This is a genomic window from Alteromonas sp. AWJ4_197 (genome assembly GCF_056160285.1).
In genome coordinates this window covers 332,695-352,345 of sequence record NZ_JBSWWW010000003.1, presented here as the reverse complement: position 1 = coordinate 352,345, position 19,651 = coordinate 332,695, and the positions used below count along the sequence as shown (strand labels likewise).

18 protein-coding genes are annotated in these 19,651 nt (G+C 49.1%); 13 read left to right on the top strand and 5 right to left on the bottom strand.

The window, feature by feature from the left end; genetic code table 11:
* The first annotated feature begins 54 nt into the window (after positions 1–54).
* Entirely contained in the window at positions 55–3,120 is a 3,066-nt protein-coding gene (locus ACXAGC_RS08155; protein WP_474843957.1) for a TonB-dependent receptor, read from the top strand.
* Positions 3,121–3,331: 211 nt separating this feature from the next.
* Complete coding sequence (locus tag ACXAGC_RS08150; RefSeq protein WP_474843956.1) at positions 3,332–3,979, top strand: Qnr family pentapeptide repeat protein; 648 nt, start codon at positions 3,332–3,334, stop codon at positions 3,977–3,979.
* Between the two features lie 71 nt (positions 3,980–4,050).
* Here ACXAGC_RS08150 and ACXAGC_RS08145 read toward each other — a convergent pair whose 3' ends face one another.
* The gene (locus tag ACXAGC_RS08145; protein ID WP_474843955.1) at positions 4,051–5,460 is read right to left on the bottom strand and encodes an aminotransferase-like domain-containing protein; all 1,410 of its coding nucleotides are present in this window, start codon (positions 5,458–5,460) and stop codon (positions 4,051–4,053) included.
* A gap of 182 nt (positions 5,461–5,642) precedes the next feature.
* On the opposite strand from ACXAGC_RS08145, the gene ACXAGC_RS08140 reads away from it, so the two are divergent.
* Both ACXAGC_RS08140 and ACXAGC_RS08135 read left to right on the top strand, forming a co-directional pair.
* Complete coding sequence (locus tag ACXAGC_RS08140; RefSeq protein WP_474843954.1) at positions 5,643–5,804, top strand: hypothetical protein; 162 nt, start codon at positions 5,643–5,645, stop codon at positions 5,802–5,804.
* A 226-nt stretch (positions 5,805–6,030) separates the two neighbouring features.
* Complete coding sequence (locus tag ACXAGC_RS08135) at positions 6,031–6,345, top strand: DMT family transporter (protein WP_474843953.1); 315 nt, start codon at positions 6,031–6,033, stop codon at positions 6,343–6,345.
* 31 nt (positions 6,346–6,376) lie between these two features.
* Here ACXAGC_RS08135 and ACXAGC_RS08130 read toward each other — a convergent pair whose 3' ends face one another.
* Complete coding sequence (locus ACXAGC_RS08130; RefSeq protein WP_474843952.1) at positions 6,377–7,288, bottom strand: LysR substrate-binding domain-containing protein; 912 nt, start codon at positions 7,286–7,288, stop codon at positions 6,377–6,379.
* Between the two features lie 159 nt (positions 7,289–7,447).
* On the opposite strand from ACXAGC_RS08130, the gene ACXAGC_RS08125 reads away from it, so the two are divergent.
* From ACXAGC_RS08125 to ACXAGC_RS08100, 6 genes are read left to right on the top strand one after another with little or no spacing between them, the layout of a single operon-like run.
* Positions 7,448–8,425: a fumarylacetoacetate hydrolase family protein gene (locus ACXAGC_RS08125; RefSeq protein ID WP_474843951.1), complete on the top strand. Its 978-nt coding sequence runs from the start codon at positions 7,448–7,450 to the stop codon at positions 8,423–8,425.
* Position 8,426: 1 nt separating this feature from the next.
* Positions 8,427–9,227, top strand: coding sequence for a cyclase family protein (locus ACXAGC_RS08120; RefSeq protein WP_070125966.1), 801 nt, complete (start codon positions 8,427–8,429; stop codon positions 9,225–9,227).
* A gap of 11 nt (positions 9,228–9,238) precedes the next feature.
* The gene (locus ACXAGC_RS08115; RefSeq protein ID WP_303573374.1) at positions 9,239–10,405 is read left to right on the top strand and encodes an alpha/beta hydrolase family protein; all 1,167 of its coding nucleotides are present in this window, start codon (positions 9,239–9,241) and stop codon (positions 10,403–10,405) included.
* 4 nt (positions 10,406–10,409) lie between these two features.
* Complete coding sequence (locus tag ACXAGC_RS08110) at positions 10,410–11,339, top strand: VOC family protein (RefSeq protein ID WP_474843950.1); 930 nt, start codon at positions 10,410–10,412, stop codon at positions 11,337–11,339.
* Between the two features lie 5 nt (positions 11,340–11,344).
* Positions 11,345–11,707, top strand: coding sequence for a Rieske (2Fe-2S) protein (locus ACXAGC_RS08105; protein ID WP_303573376.1), 363 nt, complete (start codon positions 11,345–11,347; stop codon positions 11,705–11,707).
* On the top strand, positions 11,704–12,834 hold the full coding sequence (locus ACXAGC_RS08100) for an FAD-dependent oxidoreductase (protein WP_474843949.1): 1,131 nt from the start codon (positions 11,704–11,706) through the stop codon (positions 12,832–12,834). Before ACXAGC_RS08105 ends, ACXAGC_RS08100 begins: the two co-directional genes overlap by 4 nt.
* A gap of 74 nt (positions 12,835–12,908) precedes the next feature.
* Here ACXAGC_RS08100 and ACXAGC_RS08095 read toward each other — a convergent pair whose 3' ends face one another.
* A complete protein-coding gene (locus ACXAGC_RS08095) occupies positions 12,909–13,061 on the bottom strand; it encodes a hypothetical protein (RefSeq protein WP_474843948.1) in 153 nt (50 codons plus the stop codon).
* 257 nt (positions 13,062–13,318) lie between these two features.
* Here ACXAGC_RS08095 and ACXAGC_RS08090 point away from each other — a divergent pair, with 257 nt between their 5' ends.
* Together ACXAGC_RS08090 and ACXAGC_RS08085 are read left to right on the top strand one after the other, a co-directional pair.
* Positions 13,319–13,450 (top strand): hypothetical protein, encoded by a 132-nt coding sequence (locus ACXAGC_RS08090; protein WP_269748657.1) that lies wholly within the window; start codon positions 13,319–13,321, stop codon positions 13,448–13,450.
* A gap of 370 nt (positions 13,451–13,820) precedes the next feature.
* Positions 13,821–15,485, top strand: coding sequence for a sulfatase family protein (locus ACXAGC_RS08085; RefSeq protein WP_474843947.1), 1,665 nt, complete (start codon positions 13,821–13,823; stop codon positions 15,483–15,485).
* Here the strand turns inward: ACXAGC_RS08085 and ACXAGC_RS08080 are convergent.
* A complete protein-coding gene (locus ACXAGC_RS08080; protein WP_474843946.1) occupies positions 15,482–16,186 on the bottom strand; it encodes a FadR/GntR family transcriptional regulator in 705 nt (234 codons plus the stop codon). The genes ACXAGC_RS08085 and ACXAGC_RS08080 overlap by 4 nt on opposite strands.
* A 79-nt stretch (positions 16,187–16,265) precedes the next feature.
* Positions 16,266–18,251 carry a methyl-accepting chemotaxis protein gene (locus tag ACXAGC_RS08075; protein WP_474843945.1) on the bottom strand — a complete coding sequence of 662 codons (1,986 nt, stop codon included), beginning with the start codon at positions 18,249–18,251 and terminating at the stop codon, positions 16,266–16,268.
* A gap of 624 nt (positions 18,252–18,875) precedes the next feature.
* On the opposite strand from ACXAGC_RS08075, the gene ACXAGC_RS08070 reads away from it, so the two are divergent.
* The gene (locus ACXAGC_RS08070) at positions 18,876–19,463 is read left to right on the top strand and encodes a hypothetical protein (RefSeq protein WP_474843944.1); all 588 of its coding nucleotides are present in this window, start codon (positions 18,876–18,878) and stop codon (positions 19,461–19,463) included.
* The last annotated feature ends 188 nt before the right edge of the window (positions 19,464–19,651 follow it).

Sequence of the window (19,651 nt, the reverse complement as noted above, 5' to 3'; positions counted from 1 at the left end):
AGTAAGGGACATGCATTTCATTTGTGTCACAAAAACTCAATTGGAAACCAAATAATGTTTAAAAAATCAAAACTGTCATGCGCGGTGGCAGGTACTCTAAGCGTTGTGGTTGCGTCTCAGGCCTTTGCTCAGCAAGCGCCTGAAGAAATGGAACAGATTGAAGTCCGTGGTGTTAGGGGATCACTGTCTCAATCTATGAACGTGAAGCGTCAGTCATCAGGTGTTGTTGATGCCATTTCGGCAGAAGACATGGGTAAATTCCCTGATACTAACCTGGCAGAATCACTTCAACGGATTACCGGTGTATCAATTAACCGTGTAAACGGTGAAGGTTCTGAAGTTACCGTGCGTGGTTTTGGTGGTAACTTCAACTTAATCACGTTAAACGGCCGTCAGATGCCGGCTGCAAACGTAGCATCAATTACCGGTAACTCAGATGACCAGGGGGCCTCCGGCTCTACCCGTTCATTCGACTTCTCTAACCTTGCCTCTGAAGGTGTAAGCGGTATTGAAGTATACAAAACCGGCCGTGCAGCAGTACCGTCAGGTGGTATCGGTGCAACAATTAACATTAACACCATTAAACCACTGTCTCAGGGTGAAAACCGCATGTCTTTCGGTGCTAAGGCAATGAAAGACGAAAGTGGTGATGGCGTAACGCCGGAACTGAGTGGTATGGGTAACTGGTCTAACGACGACAATACCCTGGGTGTAGCAGTATTTGGTTCTTATCAGGAACGTAATTCCGGTAGCCGCGTGATGAACGTGTCTCAGTATCAGCTGTTTAACTGGGATTCCACTTCACCGGGTACCTTTGGTCTGGTCGATGGTGCGAATGTGACCAATCCACCGGAAGAAGGTCAGCTGGTAGCGATGCCAACTAACGTAGGTTACGGTGTTAACGAAAACAACCGTGAGCGTTTAAACGGCATGGTTACGTTGCAATATGCACCGTCAGATACGTTAACCATTACTGCTGATGCGACGTACGCAAGCAACACCATGGAGGCCACGTCTATCACAGACGGTGTCTGGTTTGCCCGTCAGTTCACTGATATGGAGTTCGATGGTAACCCTGTTGTTGCCACACCTATCCGTTTCAGCGAAGACATCGACGGCGGTAAAGACTTTTTCTTCCAGAACCTGGCGCTGGCCGCGAAAGATGAATTGCACTCCTTCGGCTTAAATGCGAACTGGTGGGTGTCTGATGAACTAAACCTGCGCTTTGACGTTGCGTCATCAGAAGCAAAAAGTGGTGGTGACGGCCCTTCCGGTAAAAACGTTGTGCGAATGAACGTTGCCGGTGCAACTGCAGGCTGGCAGACAGTTGATATGTCTTCAGGGTTCCCGCAAGTGAGTATCGTGGTAGACGACTCCATTAAGGGTAACGATAACGGTATTTTCGATATGCCGGATGTAGGCCCTCAGGTTGCACGCGCCATTGAATCCAATCAGAAGCAAACTGTTGATCAGGTCCGTTTTGACGGTACCTGGGATCAGGGCGCAGACGTGAAAATCGACTTTGGTGTTGGCTATATTTCAACCGAGATGAACCAGAACCGCTTCGAATCCGAAGCGCAGCTTGGTGGCTGGGGTGTCGCTGATGTAGGTAATATTCCGGAAGGTCTGCTGGAAGTCACTTGTACTGCCTGTGCGTTTGAAGACACGAATATCACTGGCGTAGCTGGTGCTGACGCCATGGCTGTTCCGGCCGGCTCATCAACTATTCCGTTGGGTAGCGTGTCGTTCAAGGGTAATGCAGTAGAGCTGGTTAACAGCATCGCGCCTATGTACGGTTACACTCTGGATACGTTCAATGCGATTTCTTCAGCTGATAACACAGTGAAAGAAGACATTCTGTCTTTATACGGTATGGCGTCAATGGACGGCGAACTGGGTGGTTTCGAGACTAACCTGGTAGTTGGTGCACGCTATGAAAAAACAGACGTCGAGTCGATTTCTTTACAAACCGTCCCACTGCAAATCAACTGGGTATCAGACAACGACTTCCGTACTGTACTAGGTGACGAAACACAGGCACTGTCGCAGAAACACTCTTATGAAGCGTTCCTGCCGAATATTGACTTCTCGATCAACCTGACAGACGATTTAAAAGCCCGTGCTTCTTACAGCATGACGCTGGCCCGTCCGGCCTACAACCAGATGTACACTGCTACCACAGTGGGGGCGCCGGGTCGTCCTACCTATTTAGGTGGCCAGGGTTCCGGTAGCCGTGGAAACGCCGCGCTGGATCCGCTGGAATCAAATAACTTCGACCTGTCATTAGAGTATTACTACGGTGATGCGTCTATGGTGTCTGTGGGTTACTACCGTAAAGACGTAGACAACTTCGTAGGTACGCAGCAGGTTTCTCAAGGTCTGTTCGGTCTGCTTGACCCTACTTCCGGTGCAGCCGGTACGGTATCTGCTGAAGCGATTGCTGAACTTGAAGCCCGTGGTGTAGAAGTGACAGAGCGTAACTTCTTTACCATGACAGCTCTGTTAACCAACCCGGATAATTTCCCGGGTGGTGCTGATGAGTTCGAAGAAGGTCAAGCATTCGCTGATGCAGTATTTGCGTCAAATAACGTCGAGCCGCAAGCCGGTGACCCGGAAATGCAGTTTGAGGTGACTCAACCTGTGAACAACCAGAGTGCACGTATCTCAGGTTACGAGTTCGCATGGCAGCATTTCTTTGGCGACAGTGGCTTCGGTTACCAGGCTAACTTCACCATCGTAGACGGTGATATCGGTTACGATGTAGGTGCGAGCCCAGCTATCGAGCAGTTCGCTCTGGAAGGCTTAAGTGACAGTGCTAACCTCGTATTAATTTACGAGAAGAATGGCCTGTCTACCCGTATCGCTTACAACTGGCGTGACGCGTTCCTGGCAGAAGTTAACCGTTCTGTATCGTCACAGCGTAACCCGCTGTTCATTGATGAATACAAGCAGTTAGATTTGAACGTCAGTTACGACTTCACAGATGACTTCACCATGAGCCTCGATGTCATCAACTTGCTGGAAGAAGGTCAGCGTCAGTATGGCCGTACACAAAACAACACGTTCTTTGTTCAGGAACTGGACAGACGTTTTGTACTGAGTGCCCGTTATAGCTTCTGATTGAAGTTGTAACAACCGTTGAAACCGCACCTGATAGTTGAGCAGGTGCGGTTTTTTTATGGATTGAAAATGAGCCTGCTACTAACTTCGTATTGACATTCAGGCGCTTCACCTATGTGATTGTGCCTGACGTTGGCTGAAAACAGGGCTGTTCTCTCGCTTGTTGCGGATTCATGGTTACCTGGCAAAGAAATATTCGTGGAGTTTTAATATGCATTACAAAGGCGAGCAGTTTGAGGGAAAACATTTTGATGAAGATCTCGAAGCTGTAAAATTCGAAAATTGCCGGTTTATCGATTGCGACTTTACCCGCGCAAAATTGTCAGGCGCAGAATTATCAGGTTGTGCCTTTACCACTTCAGACGGCGAAAAAGGTTGCAACTTTTCTTTTGCTGACATTCGCGATACCAGCTTCCGTAATTGTCGTCTGGCACTGGCCAGTTTCCGTGGTGCCGACGGATTTGGTGCTGAATTCAGAGATTGTGATTTAAAAGGTGCTGATTTCAGACAAGCTTCTTTTGCGAACTTTATCACTACGAAGTCTTTCTTTTGCTCTGTAGTGATAACCGGTTGTAATTTGAGTTATGCGGATTTCGAAGGACAGCTGCTTGAGAAGTGCGAATTATCAGAAAACATCTGGCGCGGCGCGAACCTCAGCGGCGTGAGTATGGATGACGCAGATCTCAGCCGTGGCGATTTTTCTTCAGACCACTGGGGCACGTTCAGCTTGAAAAACTGTGATCTCCGGCATGTGGACTTACATGGACTCGACATCCGCAGAATAGATTTAACTGGCGTGAAAATTTGTGATTGGCAGCAGGAATCCCTGCTCGGTCCTCTTGGTTTAATTGTAAGCTAGGTTTTTACGTTCCCTTTTACCGGCGTTTTACTGAGAATATAAGTACCTATAGGAAGGTTGCTTCTTAGCAGCTATTTCCCTGACTGAGTGATATCAATTATATAACTCGCCAGTTTCTTAAGTAACGTACGACGCGCCCCGTTTAGTTCCAACGAGGCGTTCAGCCGGAAGCAATGATTAAATTCATCATGCAGGCTGAACAGCTTTCCGGGGGCAATCGTAATGTGCAGGCGTAATGCTTCAAAATAGATATCCATCGCATTAACGTGAGGCTGGCATTCTATCCATAAAAAATAACCGCCGTCCTGCGAATGAATTTTAGCAACGTCCTGTAAAAGTGCTTCAAGGCAGGCCTGCATAGTTTTTTTTCTGGTTATCAGTTTCTTACGAAGTTGCTTCAAGTGCGACTCGTAGTTTTTGGAAGACAGGTAGTGAACCAGTGACAGCTGAACAGGCGCACTGGTAGCCAGTGTACTCATCAGCTGTTGTTTCTGAATGTCCAGCGACTTATGGCCGGCAGCCACCCAGCCTATGCGATAGCCTGCTACCAGTGACTTGGAAAAAGACGAACAAAGCAGGCTGTAGCCGTCTTCGACAAAATGTTTAATAGGCAACGGTGGTGTCTGTCCGGCATACAATTCAGCATAAACATCATCTTCGATTAGTGTTACCCCATAGGTTTTGAGTAACCTCGCAATCTGCTGCTTTTTGTCATCACTAAGTGAGTAGCCTACCGGATTCTGAAAGCTGCTCATCAGCCAGCACGCCTTCACCGGATGATTTTGAAAAGCCCGCTCGAGTGCGTCAATATCCAGCCCGTTCAGCGGCGAAACCGTTACTGTAATTGCCTTTAAGCCAAGCCGTTCCAGTGCTTGCATAGCGCCATAAAACACCGGAGATTCAATCACTACCCAGTCACCCGGCCTGGTACAGGATTGCAAACTCAGACTGAGTGCTTCAAGTGCGCCTGCCGTGATAACAATTTCATCAGGGGAAATATTCACACCCCGCGCCGCATAGCGTTTGGCAATTATTTGTCTGAGTTCAGGGTTACCCGGTGGCAGGTTATCCATCGCACTGGTCAGTGAAATTTGTTGTGCAGCTGCGACGATGGACTTATTCAGATGGTGCCTGGGATACAGAGCAGGATCGGGATAAGCAAACCCTAAGCTGAACATATGCGGGTCGCGGTATGCCTGAAGCACTTCATAAACAAAATCATTAATGCTCACCGCTTCCGCTGTTTGTACTTTGTTCTCATCAGCCGGGCGGGCTGCTGATGTAACTGTAAAGCCGGAGCGCTCATGGGAGCTGATCAAACCCTGACTTTCGAGCATCTGATAGGCATGGAGCACGGTCATCAGGCTGTAACCTGTTTGGCGGGCCTGCTTGCGCAGCGACGGAAGCTTTTCATGTTCCAGCCAGATCCCCCGCTCGATCTGCTCTTTTATTTGCCCGGCTAAAATTTTATATTTCGCCATTGCTTACTCCGGCCAAAGCTTCATCAGATTATAACAAGCGAATAAACGATCTGTTATAGAAAAATGTACGCTTTCTGTACCTGTTTATTGTTCCTCTGCGGGTTTACTTTTGATTCTGCCAATTAAGAGTTTCGTCCAGTCGTGGTCTGGCCCGAAATCCGCACAATGTCAAAGGGGACGTTATGAAACTGTATTTACTCTTGTTGTCTTTCTTTCTTGCTGCGCCGGCTCATGCAGGTGGAGGCACGGTATTGGGTATGATTTTCACAATTGTTTTTGTCGTCGTCATGCTGGTGCTGTACTGGATGGTCGTGGCGGAAGTGGGCGAAAAAGATAAGAGTTGAGGATAATCTGATCCTCAGAATTCCTCCGCCAGCGTCTTTTCAACTCATTACTAAACTATTCCGCTACGGGCCCGTGCTGGCGGCCGCCTGGCGAAATGATGTCTACCGGCACGCTCCGCGTTTTATGGTCAAAAACCATGTCTATTTGCTTCATTTTTAAGATTATTGATTGCCTGAATTACTGCCGGCTGCACTTTCCCTGTCTTGCGGTCGCAGGCAGAAAACGATGAGTTGGGTTTATCTGGTGCTGGCAGGGTTAACCGAAATTGGTTGGCCTCTGGGCCTGAAATTATCTCAAAGCGGCCAGTACAAATGGGGTGGCATCGCCATGGCGATTACATTTATGGGTGTCAGCGGTTTCTTACTGTATCTGGCGCAAAGGGATATTCCACTGGGGACAGCCTATGCTGTATGGACCGGCATTGGCGCTGCCGGTACGTTTCTGGTGGGCGTTTTTGCCTTTGGCGACCCTACATCACTGCTGCGTTATATCGGCGTATTTTTGATCATATCCGGAGTGGTGCTGCTGAAAGTAGGATGAGAAATGTGAGGTGATTAATCACCTCACGACATCAACTACTTACCATGGCCGCTTCTTCTAAAATCAGTGTGCGCAGCCAGCGATGAATAGGGTCGCTGTCTACGGTTGGGTGCCACATCATCGCTTCCCGCAAGTCGGGAAAATCAAAGGGCATAGATAGAATATCAATAGGCATGATAGTGGCCATGAGTTCAGCAAAACGGCGGGGAATAATGGCCAGTCTGCCGGTGCTGACCACTGTGGTGCACAGTGAGGTAAAGTCGTTGGTGATCACTTCGACTTTACGTTCAATGTTGCGCTCTTTAACCAGCCATGGCTCAATACTTAAAAGGCTGACACGGCCGAATCCCACCGAAGCGTGTCCCAGTGATGAGAAGATTTCCGGCGTCAGGCCACCCTGCGTGTCCGGATTGTCTTTGCAGGCAATACAAACCATTTCGTCAGTGGCGAAAAAGGCGTGAGGATAACCGTCCACGGTTTCACTTTCCGGCGCAATCACAATATCAATCCCGCTTTTCACCATGGTTTCCACCTCAACGGTGAAAGGTGAAAGAAATTCGAAAGTCATGCCAGGCGCCAGCTTCTGCACTTTCGCCAGCACACCGGCAAGGAATACCTGAATAATATAATCTGACGCAACAATGCGGAAATGTCGCTGGCTGGTGGCGGGCTCCAGTTTACGTTTATTGGTAATCGAACCGCGCACAATGTTCAGCATTTCTCTTACCGGTTCCTGCAGTTCCAGTGCATAAGGCGTGGGCTGCATTTTTCGGCCTATCTGCACCAGCAAATCATCATCAAAATAATGCCGCAACCGAGATAAAATACTGCTGGTGGCCGACTGTGACAGGTGCAGCTTGTCGGCTGTTCTTGTGATATTTTGTTCTTCCAGCAGTATGTCTAATGCTACCAATAAATTCAGATCCAGCTGTTCAAACCGCATAACGCCCTCGTTGCCTGTCTAGGTATCTATGAAATTGATGTAAACCATCTATACATTCAATTTTTTGTTTGCTCAGCGCCCATTTAACATTGTTTCTCCATTAATTTAAATATTTTTAACAATAAAAAATCGAATTTCTGTTCGGTTTGTGGAGCGGCGATGAAACTAGCCTCAATCGATAACGGTAGTCCGGATGGCCAACTGGTTGTTATCTCAAAAGATACTTCGCAAATGTGCCGTGTACACGGTTCTGCCGGCACTATGGCCGCGTGTCTGGCTGACTGGCAAAGTGTGCTTCCGGTACTTCAGGATATCAGCAACGCACTGAACAACGGCACCTGTGAACAGGCAGAGCCGGTTGCCGGTGCCCGTTTCTTAGCACCGTTACCCCGCACGTATCAGTGGCTGGATGGTTCATTGTTTATGAATCACGGCCATTTGATGCAAAAGGCGTTTAATCTCGATCCCATCGAAGACGCCGACAAATATCCGCTGATCTACCAGGGCGCCGGCGATGCCTTCACCGGATGTAATGACACCATCGCGCTGTATAACCCTGCCCATGGCGTAGATTTCGAAGGTGAGTTCGGCGTCCTGATCACGGATGTGCCTGTTGGAGCTACACCCGGTGAGGCCATGCAGGCCATCAAACTGGTGGTGCAACTAAATGACATCAGCTATCGCGGCCTGGCGCCCCGTGAAATGAAAACCGGCTTCGGTTTTGTGCAGGCAAAAGGCGAAACCGCTTTTGCGCCGTTCGCGGTAACGCCGGATGAGCTTGGCGACAGCTGGGCAGACGGCAGAATTCATTTAACCCTCAATATCACCCGCAATGGTGAATGGTTTGGCAGCCCGACGGGCAGTGAAATGCATTTTGGTTTCCATGAGCTGATTGCCCACGCCGCCACAACCCGCCCTATCAAAGCCGGTACGGTGTTTGGTTCCGGTACGGTTTCCAATACAAACCCCGAAGTCGGACAGGCCTGTATTGCCGAGCTGCGCGCTAAAGAGCTGATAAGGCACGGCAAACCGCAAACCCCGTTTTTGAGTAACGGTGAAACGGTACACATGGTGTGCCGCGACAAGCAGGGCCAGCCGCTTTTCGGCGAAATCAATCAAACAGTAAAAGGAGGCTAACATGTTCAGCCCCAATGATTTTGACATCGTAGATTTGTCCGTCACGCTGGACAACAACCCCCACACCGATCCGCCGCCGCTGTTGCCAAAGATTGATTATATGGATCACCAGGAAGGCTGGCCTGAAATGGAGGCTATGTTCCCCGGCCTTACTCTCGACCAACTACCAGGCAACGAGTCCTGGGCAGCAGAACGCCTGCAAATCACCACCCACAGTGGTACGCACATGGACGCGCCATGGCACTACGCATCCACCACCGACGGCGGCAAGCCGGCTTTTGGTATTGATGAATTACCTCTCGACTGGTGTATGCGCCCGGGTGTGAAGCTGGACTTCCGCAACATGGAAGACGGCTATGTGGTGACCGCAGAAGACATCGAAGCTGAGCTGAAGCGCATTAACTATGAACTGCAACCACTGGATATCGTGGTGGTGAATACCCGCGCCGGTGCCATTTTCGGCGAGCCGGGTTACCTCGAAGCCGGTGTGGGCCTTGGCCGCGAAGCCACCATGTACCTCCTTGAAAAAGGTGTGCGGGTAGTGGGCACCGATGCCTGGAGCTGGGATGCACCCTTCAAGTATACCCGCGAACGCTTCGCTGAATCCGGCGATGCGTCAATTATCTGGGAAGGCCATAAAGCCGGCCGTGATATCGGCTACGGGCAAATGGAAAAGCTTTCAAACCTTGAGTCACTTCCAGCGTCCGGATTCTGGATTTCCTGTTTCCCTTACAAAATTAAAAAGGCATCGGCGGGCTTTGTTCGCGCCGTCGCGTTCGTGCCTAAAAAGACGAATTCTTAAGAGGAGTTATCATGTTTAAGTATTTCCCCACCAACTATGTGTGGAACCTGTCAGTCGACCTCGCCATTGAAATGGGCGCCCGAATCGGTGAAATCGAAGAGATGTGTGCACCGCTGCAGGAAGCCGCAAAGAAAAAAGACAAAGAGGGTACCGAAGCGTTCCGCAATACATGGGCAAACATGGCAGACAAGCTGTGTGTGCTGGCCGAAGAAGACGAGCAGGCTGGCCGCATGATTTCTGCCGGTGAAAAGTACATGCGCGCTTCCTCGTACCTCATCACCTGTGAGCGTTTGCAGGCTCACAATGCCCCCGGTCGTCTTGAGCTGTACAAGCGCGAACTGGAATTGTTCGAACGTGGCATGGCGCTGAAAGGTGCGAACTGTAAGCGCGTTGAAATTCCTTATGAAGGCAAACACTTGTCCGGTCTTTACGTGAAAGCAAAAAACGTAGACGGCCCGGCACCGCTGTTAATTCAGGTAAACGGCCTGGATTCCACCAAAGAAATGAAATACCTCGTTGGCTTACCACAATGGCTGGCCGATCGCGGCGTGTCGTCTCTGGTACTGGATCAGCCGGGTACCGGCGAAGCATTACGTCTGCAGAACATTAACGCCCGTTTCGACAGCGAACACTGGGCATCACCGGTGGTTGACTGGCTGGAGCAGCACCCTGAAGTGGATAACAGTCGCATTGGTATGGAAGGGGTGTCGTTAGGCGGCTATTACTGCCCGCGTGCGGTGGCCAACGAGCCGCGCCTGGCACTGGGTGTGTGCTGGGGGGCAAACCATGACTGGCGTGATGTGCAGAAGCGCCGCCTGGAAAAAGAAGGCGACTTCCCGGTACCGCATTACTGGAATCATGTGTGCTGGGTATGGGGCGCAAAAGACATCGACGAGTTCATGACCATTGCTGAAAACGTGTGTCTGGACGGTGAAGTAGAAAAAATCAAAGTGCCTTTCCTGGTCACCCACGGTTCGAAAGACTCACAAATCCCGCTTAAGTGGGCAGAGCGCACCTACGAGCAACTGGTAAACAGTCCTAAGCGTGAACTGAAAGTGTTCACCGAACGTGAAGGCGGTGTACAGCACTCCAGCTTCGACAACAGCATCAACGCCGGTCACTACATTGCTGACTGGGTAGCGGAAACGTTCAACGCCCGCACATCGATTGAAGGATAAAATCATGAATATTATCGGACCGGATTTATTGATTTTTGGTGTTGATGATGTGGAAGCCTGTAAACAGTTTGCGCTGGATTACGGTTTAACGCAGGCATCTGAACACCGCTTTGTTGGCCTCGACGGCACAGGTATTGAGATTTACAGCAAAGACGACAGCAGTTTGCCTGCGCCGCTGGAAACCGGCTCAAGTATCCGTAAAACCATTTATGGCGTGGCAGACACCGCAACCGTGGATGCCATTTACGACGAACTGTCGAAAGACCGTGAAGTAAAACGTCTGGATGACGGCAGCATTGAAGCGGTAGATGACATGGGCTTTGTACTGGGCTTCCAGGTCACTATGCGCAAGCCGCTGGATATGCCGGCAGAGAAGATTAATGCACCGGGTGCACCTGCGCAGCGTCCGGCCAATGAAATTGGTGTATCGAAAGATTTTACGCCGGAGCCGCGCACTCTGTCTCACGTGGTGTACTTCGTGCCGGATTACAAAAAAGCCGAAGCGTTCTACGCAGAACGTCTGGGCTTTATCACCACCGACCGCTTTAGTCATGTGGGTCCTTTCATGCGTCCTGCAGGCACTACCGATCACCATACGCTGTTCTTCCTGAACACGCCGCCGCACATGAAAGGTATTGAACACTTTACCTTCCACATGTCTGGCCCGACTGCGGTGGTGCAGGCCGGTAACCGCATGGTGGAAAAAGGTTACCAGAGCTTCTGGGGGCCGGGCCGTCACATCTTCGGTTCTAACTGGTTCTGGTACTTCAAGAGCCCGTTTGGCTGCAACATGGAATTCGATGCCGACATGGATCTCCACGACGACAACTGGGACGCACGCGAAGCCTTGCCGGGTGCGGATAACTCGCAGGTGTTCCTGCTGCAGTACCGCGAAAAGTGGGCACCAATGGGCCCGCCGCCACCAAAAGGCTGATTGTGATGAACCAAGGTGTCCTGCTCTGCAAATTAGATGAACTACCCGACAATAGTTCCCGGGGTTTTTTGCCTGATGCCCGGGGTCAGGACACCGTTTTTATTGTGCGCCGTGGCAGCAAGCTTTATGGCTACAGCGATATTTGTCCGCACTATGGCGATACCGCCTTACCCTGGAAGAAAGATGTTTATCTGGATGCCGGTGGTGACTACATCGTTTGTGCGGCGCATGGCGCGTTATTTACACCCGACACCGGAGAGTGTGTGAAAGGGCCGTGCAGGGGCGATTTCTTAACGCCCCTGAACATCACGGTAACCGCTGAACAGGATGTCGTTTTACTCTGTGAATCACGAGGAAAAGAACAATGAGCGCATGCGTAAATAAAGTATTAATTATTGGTGGTGGCTTCTCAGGTATGTCTGCCGCTATCGAAATGAGTAAGCGCGGTATACAGGTTGATCTCGTTGAGATTGATAAGAACTGGCGTACTGACGGTGCCGGGATCAGCATTGGCGGCGCCACCATAAGGGCACTGCGTCAAATCGGTGTACTGGATGAATTTAAAGCGCAGGGCGCTACCCACGCCGGTTTGGATGTTCATGCGCCCGACGGTACCCATCTGGCGCATATTCCTGCGCCGCCAGTGGCGGGCAACGAAGCTCCCTGTGAAGGTGCCATTATGCGCCCGGTACTGGCAAAAATTCTTGCAGCCAAAACCCGCGAATACGACGTGAATGTGCGCCTCGGCATTACGTTTGAGAACATCAACGATAGAGGCGACAGCGTAGAAGTGACCTTTACCGACGGCACCAGTGGCGAATACGATCTGGTGGTTGGTTCAGACGGCCTGATGTCATCGGTAAGAACCACATTGTTCCCTGATGCACCCAAGCCATCTTACATCGGCCAGGGTGTATGGCGTGCAGTTTTGCCCCGTATTCCTGAAATTGAAAACATTCACATGTGGATGGGTAAGAATGTGAAAGTGGGTGTGAACCCCATGTCGAAAGACGAAATGTACATGTTCATTACCGAAAACCGGGCGGACAACGAGTTTATTGAACCGGCTACTTTCAAAGAGCGCTTTATTGCGTTGCTGGAGTCTTTCCCGGCCCCGGTTGTACAGCAAATGAAAGGCATGCTGCATGACAAGTCGATGATTCACTACCGTCCGCTGGAAAGCATGTTGATGCGTGCACCCTGGTATTCAAACCGCGTAGTGTTAATCGGTGATACCGTGCATGCGACCACGCCGCACCTGGCATCCGGTGCCTGTATCGGACTTGAAGATGCTATTGTATTGGCAGAAGAACTGGATGACAAAGCCACGTTGTCTCAGGCATTAAGCGCATTCCAGACCCGTCGGTGGGAGCGTTGTCGCCTTGTGGTTGAAAACTCCGGTCGCCTTGCTGAAATCGAAATTGAGGGCGGTGACAAAATGGAGCACGCCGGCATTATGCGTGATTCTGCCATTGCGATGGCGCAGCCGCTTTAAGCACTATTCAGCGATAAAAAAAAGGTGCGCTTTGTATCAGCGCACCTTGATCATTGCGGGTAAAAATTCGCTTATCAGAACTCGTAACTCACATTAGCGATTACCATTCTTGGTCTGGCATAGGTGGTTTCTGCATAGCCACTGCCTGAACCTAAAGACGAGTTACCAGACACGCGGTAAATCTCATCGGTGGCGTTGTTAATGCCCTGTGCTACTTTCCAGTCCATATCCGGCGACTCGATAACTACCGAAATATCAACCAATGTTGAAGAAGTGGAATATTAAACAAATCCCGGGCCTTCATCGATTTCCTCACAGATACCTGTAACGCTATCTAACGATTTTCTCCATACATTGTATCCAAAAGACTAATTTTTGCACTGTGTTAATAAGTTGTATATTGAGTGTAAGTTTCGGGTTGGACCGGAACGCCCTATACACTAATTGAATAAAGAATATTAAAAACGTTACGCAGGAGATGGTTATGAATCAGTCTTTTCGTCGTGCAAGAGAATACACATCGCAGGTCGTGCGCGATCCTATTCCTTATTGTTATATGGCCGGTATCGCCGCTCTACTCATGGTTGACCGTTTCGTGTCGATTGGTGGATACTGAGGACGTTCAGGCTGTTTTTGAAACAGCCTGAACGCCCTGGCGAAGTCATTTTTCGTCAGTAATATCTTCTTCTGAATATTGTTGTCTGCACAACGGGCTGAGACACTAAATAGCGCCTTTACGAGGCTATTGGTATGTCCGGACAGACGCTTGCTTTTGATTTATCTGTCAATGATTCACCTGAAACATCCCGCCTGTTCTTCAGTCACATTAGCGTTACGCTAATGGCGATATCATTGTATTACATCGGCACTTTTTTTCCGGCGGGAATCTATTTTCTCAATAGCTCATATTGATAAACTGGGCTTCTGGATAGAATGAGTAAAGATTATGTTAACGGTAATCTATGATCTTTCCATAAGAATTTGCTATGTACAGAATTTTACTTCTAAGCTTATTGCTTTTAACCGTCCTCATTTTTCAACCTGCAACTGCAGCAACAGAACACCCTAATATTATTGTCATCATGGCTGATGATGTAAGTAGCAAGGTCGGCGCTTTTGGTGACAGTATCGCGCAGACTCCCAACTTAGATAAATTAGCTGCCGGGGGCATCCACTATACGAATTTCTTCACCGTTGCCGGTGTTTGTGCCCCCAGCCGGGCTGCTCATATTACAGGTATGTATCCAATATCTTTCGGCGCGCAACATATGCGCACGGAGGATAAAAATTACCGGGCTGTGCCCCCTCCTCATGTCAAAGCATATCCTGAGTTGCTCAGACGTGCCGGATATGCGACAGCGAATGTGGCAAAGCGTGACTATCAGTTTGGCGAACCTTTTAGTATCTGGGATGTGGACGTAAATGGCTTCATGGATGAGCCGGATTTAGCGGTTTGGAGAAAGCTGCCTTCCGGGAAGCCGTTTTTCGCAATGATCAATCTGCTCTCAACCCACGAAAGCAGGCTGGCTCCAAGGAAGACACAGGAAACTATTGAAGGTCCTCACGCAGGATTCTTAAAAGCAATGGGGGGGTGGGTTAGCCAGAATGTAAAGGAGGTGACGCAATCAAAAGATGTCACTGTGCCTCCTTATTTGCCTGATACGCCTAAAGTGCGTGACTCTGTAACGCAAATGTATGATCTGATCCATTACATGGATGCTCAGGTGGGTAGTATCATAAGCAATCTCGAAGAAGACAGTCTGCTGGAAAATACGATTATACTCTGGACCACTGACAACGGTGATGGTTTCCCGCGTGCCAAAAGAGCCGTACTGGACTCAGGTATTAAGTTACCTATGATATTAAAGTTTCCTGACGGCGTTAGCGCGAATACTGTCGACAGCCGGTTGGTATCAATGGTCGATATTGCACCTGCCGTATTGACCATGGCCGGAGTAGAGGTACCCGATTACATGCAGGGGAGAAACTTTCTGAGTAATCAGAGGGACTATATCTATGCAGCAAGAGACCGGATGGACCAGGTTGAAGACAAAGTCCGGGCTGTCAGGAATAAACGGTATAAGTTAATCCGTAACTACTTAGCTGATAAACCTTATTTCCGCCCGCTTCCTTTCCGTGACTGGTTTCCGGCTATGCAGGAATTAAATGAACGTCATCAGGCCGGGTTGCTGACACCTCTTCAGGAGTCCTATTTCTCGGCTCCGAGGGCTGAAATTGAACTGTACGACACATTGAACGACCCGCATGAAATCAATAACATCGCTGGTCAGCCAGATGTCCGGGAGATCCAAAGTGAGCTGGAGTCTGCACTGGATAATTGGATGGATGTTGTTGATGACGGCAAGTACGAATCGGAAGACATGTTAATTAATGCAATGTGGCCCGGCGGCAATCAACCACAAACTTCAGCTCCGGTTATTAAACTTGAAGAAGTTAGCGGAAATAAGAAAAAAGTGATTCTGAGCAGTCAGACCGAAGGTGCGTCGATCACTTATTCTACCGACCCTGAACAAAAACACTGGCACCTGTATACTGGTCACCTTGTTATTGATGATGAGAGTCACTTGTCAGCAAAAGCAATAAGATACGGTTTTGCAGAAAGTGCTATCAGTACACAGGTAAAAAATTAACTACGCCCGTCAAGCTGCAAAACATCCATATCCTGTTCGATGGCGTTGGAGATATGGGCGTGCATGGCATTGCGGGCCCTGGACGGATCGCGGAGTTTCAGTGCATTGAGGATTTTACGGTGTTCATCTACATACGGGTGAACGCCTAAATCCCGTACCCGCTGGTGAAATGTGGAACTGAGCACTGACTGGTTGCGCAATCCCCACAGCCATTTCACGTAAGATTCCAGTGCGCTGTTGTCGGTCGCTGCTGCGATGGTGCAATGGAAGAGTTCATCAGCCTGCTCTTTGGCTTTCTCACTGGATTTGGTGTCTTCCATGATGCGAAGGGCGTTTTCCAGTACCGCAAGCTGTTCTTTGTTTATTCTGGCGGCGGCAAGACTAACCGCTTCAGGCTCTACCAGAAGGCGGGCCTCCAGAACTTCAAAGGGGCCGGGTACATCATCCAGCTGTTCTGCATCCAGTTCATTCAGCGGTAAAGCATAAATGCCTGACCCGGTGCGAATTTCCACCAGGCCGGCAATTTCAAGGGCAATCATCGCTTCACGAATAGTGGGGCGGCTCACTTCAAACCGTACTGCCAGGTCACGCTCTGAGGGTAAACGCTCGCCCGGTTTGATATTTCCGCTGCGGATCTGACTTTCTATTTGTGTGGCGACTTCGATATAAAGTCTGCGTACTTTTACCGCTTCTACTTTCATGGCCTGATTCTGATTTTCTGTCTGCTTAACCGTAAAAGCATAGGGAGACAGGTAAATTAGTCAAGCCAATTTTTATCCATCAGTTAACACGGAACTTGTGCATTTTCGATTGCAGTACCTCGTTGTTTTGTTTGAGCTTCTCTGCCAGCTTATACAGTTCCTGCGCCAATGTATGTTCATGAGCAGCGGCATCCTGTACGCCAAGGATATTTTCAGCTATCTGACGGGCAGTAACTGACTGCTCTTCGGTGGCTGCCGACATGGTGTTAGCAAGCAGTTCCACGTTGCCGGCACCCTGTTTCACTTCTTCTGCCGCCTGTTCACCCTGAGCAGTGACATTCAGGGATTCCATGGCCCGCTCATTGTTACTGCTGATCCCACTGATAACCGTATTACTCACATTCGTGAGGTTTTCCAGTAAATCTGAAATTTTATCCGTCGAAGCACGGCTGGCAGTGGCGAGTTGTCTTACTTCATCGGCGACTACGGCAAAACCGCGCCCGTGTTCGCCCGCCCGTGCGGCTTCGATGGCTGCATTTAAAGCCAGCAAGTTGGTTTGCTCAGACAAGGTGTTAATTGTATTCAGAATCGTACTGATTTCAGACACCTGCTGACCCATGGTTTGTGCCTCGGCAGCCACGCTGTCCATGTCTTTGGTTAACGCCTGCATGGCGACTTTAATTTCCCGGTTTGCGGCCAGAGAGCGTTCTGAAATACCTTTCAATGACTGGCTGGCTTCCAGTGTTTTCATTGTTGAGCGGGCTAACTCTTCGCTGGTGGTTGCCATTTCTTCTATCGCAGAAGAAATCGTCATGGCTTTGCCGGATGTCTCGTCAGCGTCTTTTAATACCACAGAAGTCGACTTATATAAGTCGTCACTGATGCGGTTTGAAATACTCACTGACTCTTTCACGCTTTGCAGTAAATCCCGCAATGTGAGAATGGTCTTATCGATGTAGCCGGAAATCTGCCCCAGTTCGTTATCGTCCGGCAATCTTATATTGACTGTCAGATCGCCATTGCCGGATACCTTGTCAAGGTTGGTTGAAAGGCTGCGTAACTGCTGGCGCAACAGAGAAATCATAAAGAAATAGAGCAGGCCAATGACCAGCACGACAACCAGTGAAAACCCGATTATCAACATGAGCTGGCTGTTAGCCATATCGCTATTGCTGATGGCCATACTGTTGATACGCTGCCATTGCTTGTCCAGCTGTTGCTTGACCTGACCGATTTGCCGTGTGGAGGCCTGAAACCAGTCAGCCGGCGCCGGCAGAATGGAAAAATTAACGGGGTCAGATTGTAAGGCGTCCACTACGCTTTTCATTAACCCGGCGTCTGTAGAGCCTGCAACCTGCTTAAATGCTGAAAGGTCATTCCCGCTGAGCAAATTATTCAATTGCTTTGTGATGTACCCAATATCCTGCTCGTAGGCAGAAATTTCGTTAAGCGCGGCAGGATTTACGGCGCGTTTAGCAAGCACGCCATTCACTTTGCCCCGTACTTGTCCAAGCCTCTCCTTTAGCCACGCATATTGAATCGCATAGGTAAGTTCTGTGGCCGCTTCGCTGCTATGAATATTCAGAGTGAGGTTTGAGGCTGCATCCAGAGCAGATTTGTTCAGCTTGCTGTAAAAGCCAAAGGCATTTTTGCCATTGCCGGCATCCACTTCTTTTCTGATCGCAGGCTTAGCTTTCAAGGTTTCATGCAACAAAGCGACTTTTCGCGGCACATTGAAGCTTTCCGGCCACTGGCCGGATAGCAGTGCCATAAGTTGTTGTTCTGCCGCATCAGCTTTAATGCGCTGGGCGTCTACTTTCGCTTTTGCTTCATCACTGCCTGAGCCCAAGAAGCCTGCTGTTAGTCCCCGTTCAACGGCATGATGATGGGCCACTTTTTCCAGCCGGTCGAGCAACTGGATGAGAGCCGTATCGTCACCGGCACCTGAGCGCTGTGCGAGGGTATAACTCACATCTTTACCAACCAGGAAAAAAGCAAAGACAAACAATAGTGCGGCACTGATCAGCGTGAGCTGAACCAGAGAAAATCGATGTAACCAATTCAAGTTGCGTTCCTCGCATTTCAATTGAGAAAGTAAAGCGGAGCAATACAACACGATTTGCTTGATGGATTTTTAAGCAAAGTATAGTAAGACTGCGAAGAACAGCGAGTTCCGGTGACGGATTAACAACATTTTTGACAGACAAAGAAAGGAATCGTCAGAAACACGCCTGATGCCCGCCATTGGGCAAAGCCGCAGTGCTCCTTCTAAAAAAGTAAAACGTCTTTGTCAGGGCATGCTACTGAGAACAAATTGTCGACTTTAGTATTAGAGACTTCGTGACAAATATCAATGTGATAAAGCAATTTAAATGATTTTAATTTCCAATTGGTAATAATTATCATTTGCGTTATTGAGTTTTGCGGTGTATCTTAAAACTGTCCCTATCATAATAATAATGATCACATTTCAGGCATTTGCCCCGGTACAGGGGCCTGTTTTCATGCCGGATAACCTTAACATTCAGTGGGAGTCGAACGATGGAAGCAATTATCTTTTTGCTGTTGTCTGCGGGCACAGCTGCATCATGTGGTTTACTGGTTCGCTTTTTAGGTCGCTCTGAAACAGAGTAAGCCTCCGCAAACTAGCCAAACATCCAGGCGCTTTACGTGGTATACGGAGAAAGTCATGGCGCTCGTTTTATTATACGACGATGCAAGATCCCGGCGGATCTGCAGTGCATCGGCCGTTGAAATTTCCACCTTCAGGCAATTTCTCAAAACAGAAAAAGTGTTCTACAACAAATCACGGGTCGGTGCGCTTTTGCTTCATCACTATCAGTTTTTGATGGACCTTGCAGCAACACCTGTGCCCAAAGAGCTGTCAGCATGGCTGGAGTCAGATCGTAAGTTACCAGTTATGCATTGCTTGCGGGCAGATATTCAGGATTTATGTGCCTGTTGCCCCTGGGTGTCGGAATGTAATAAACAAGACTGTTCTGCCGCCGATTGTATCGGCAGGCTGATGGCGAGCCAGCTTATTACTGATGTGTACGAAGGTGAACAGCGGCGAATGGACAAGTTTATCGGCGCAGTCATCAGTAAAAGCCGGCGCTTCTTTTATCTGCTACAGAAAAACAGCAGGCAGCAACAAAATTCGCTGTTTGACCTTGTCGATTTGCTGAAACTGAAGGGCAAAGAGGAAGGGGCAGTGGCACACGCCTGCCGGACGACATTAATCAACTACCGCTCTGCATTAAAAACCGCTATCAGCTAGCTTTCCTTAAACGCTGACTGTTTCATGCAGAGTGCGTTTCACCTGTTCTTCGTAAAATTTTCACTCAACTTTGACCCAAATTTCCCTGAAAAGTATTTTGCGGGGTAGAAACACAGCTTCACTTAAGTATAATGCGCTCAATAAAAATAATAAGAATCATTATCATTAATAAAAAGGCCATACTTAAA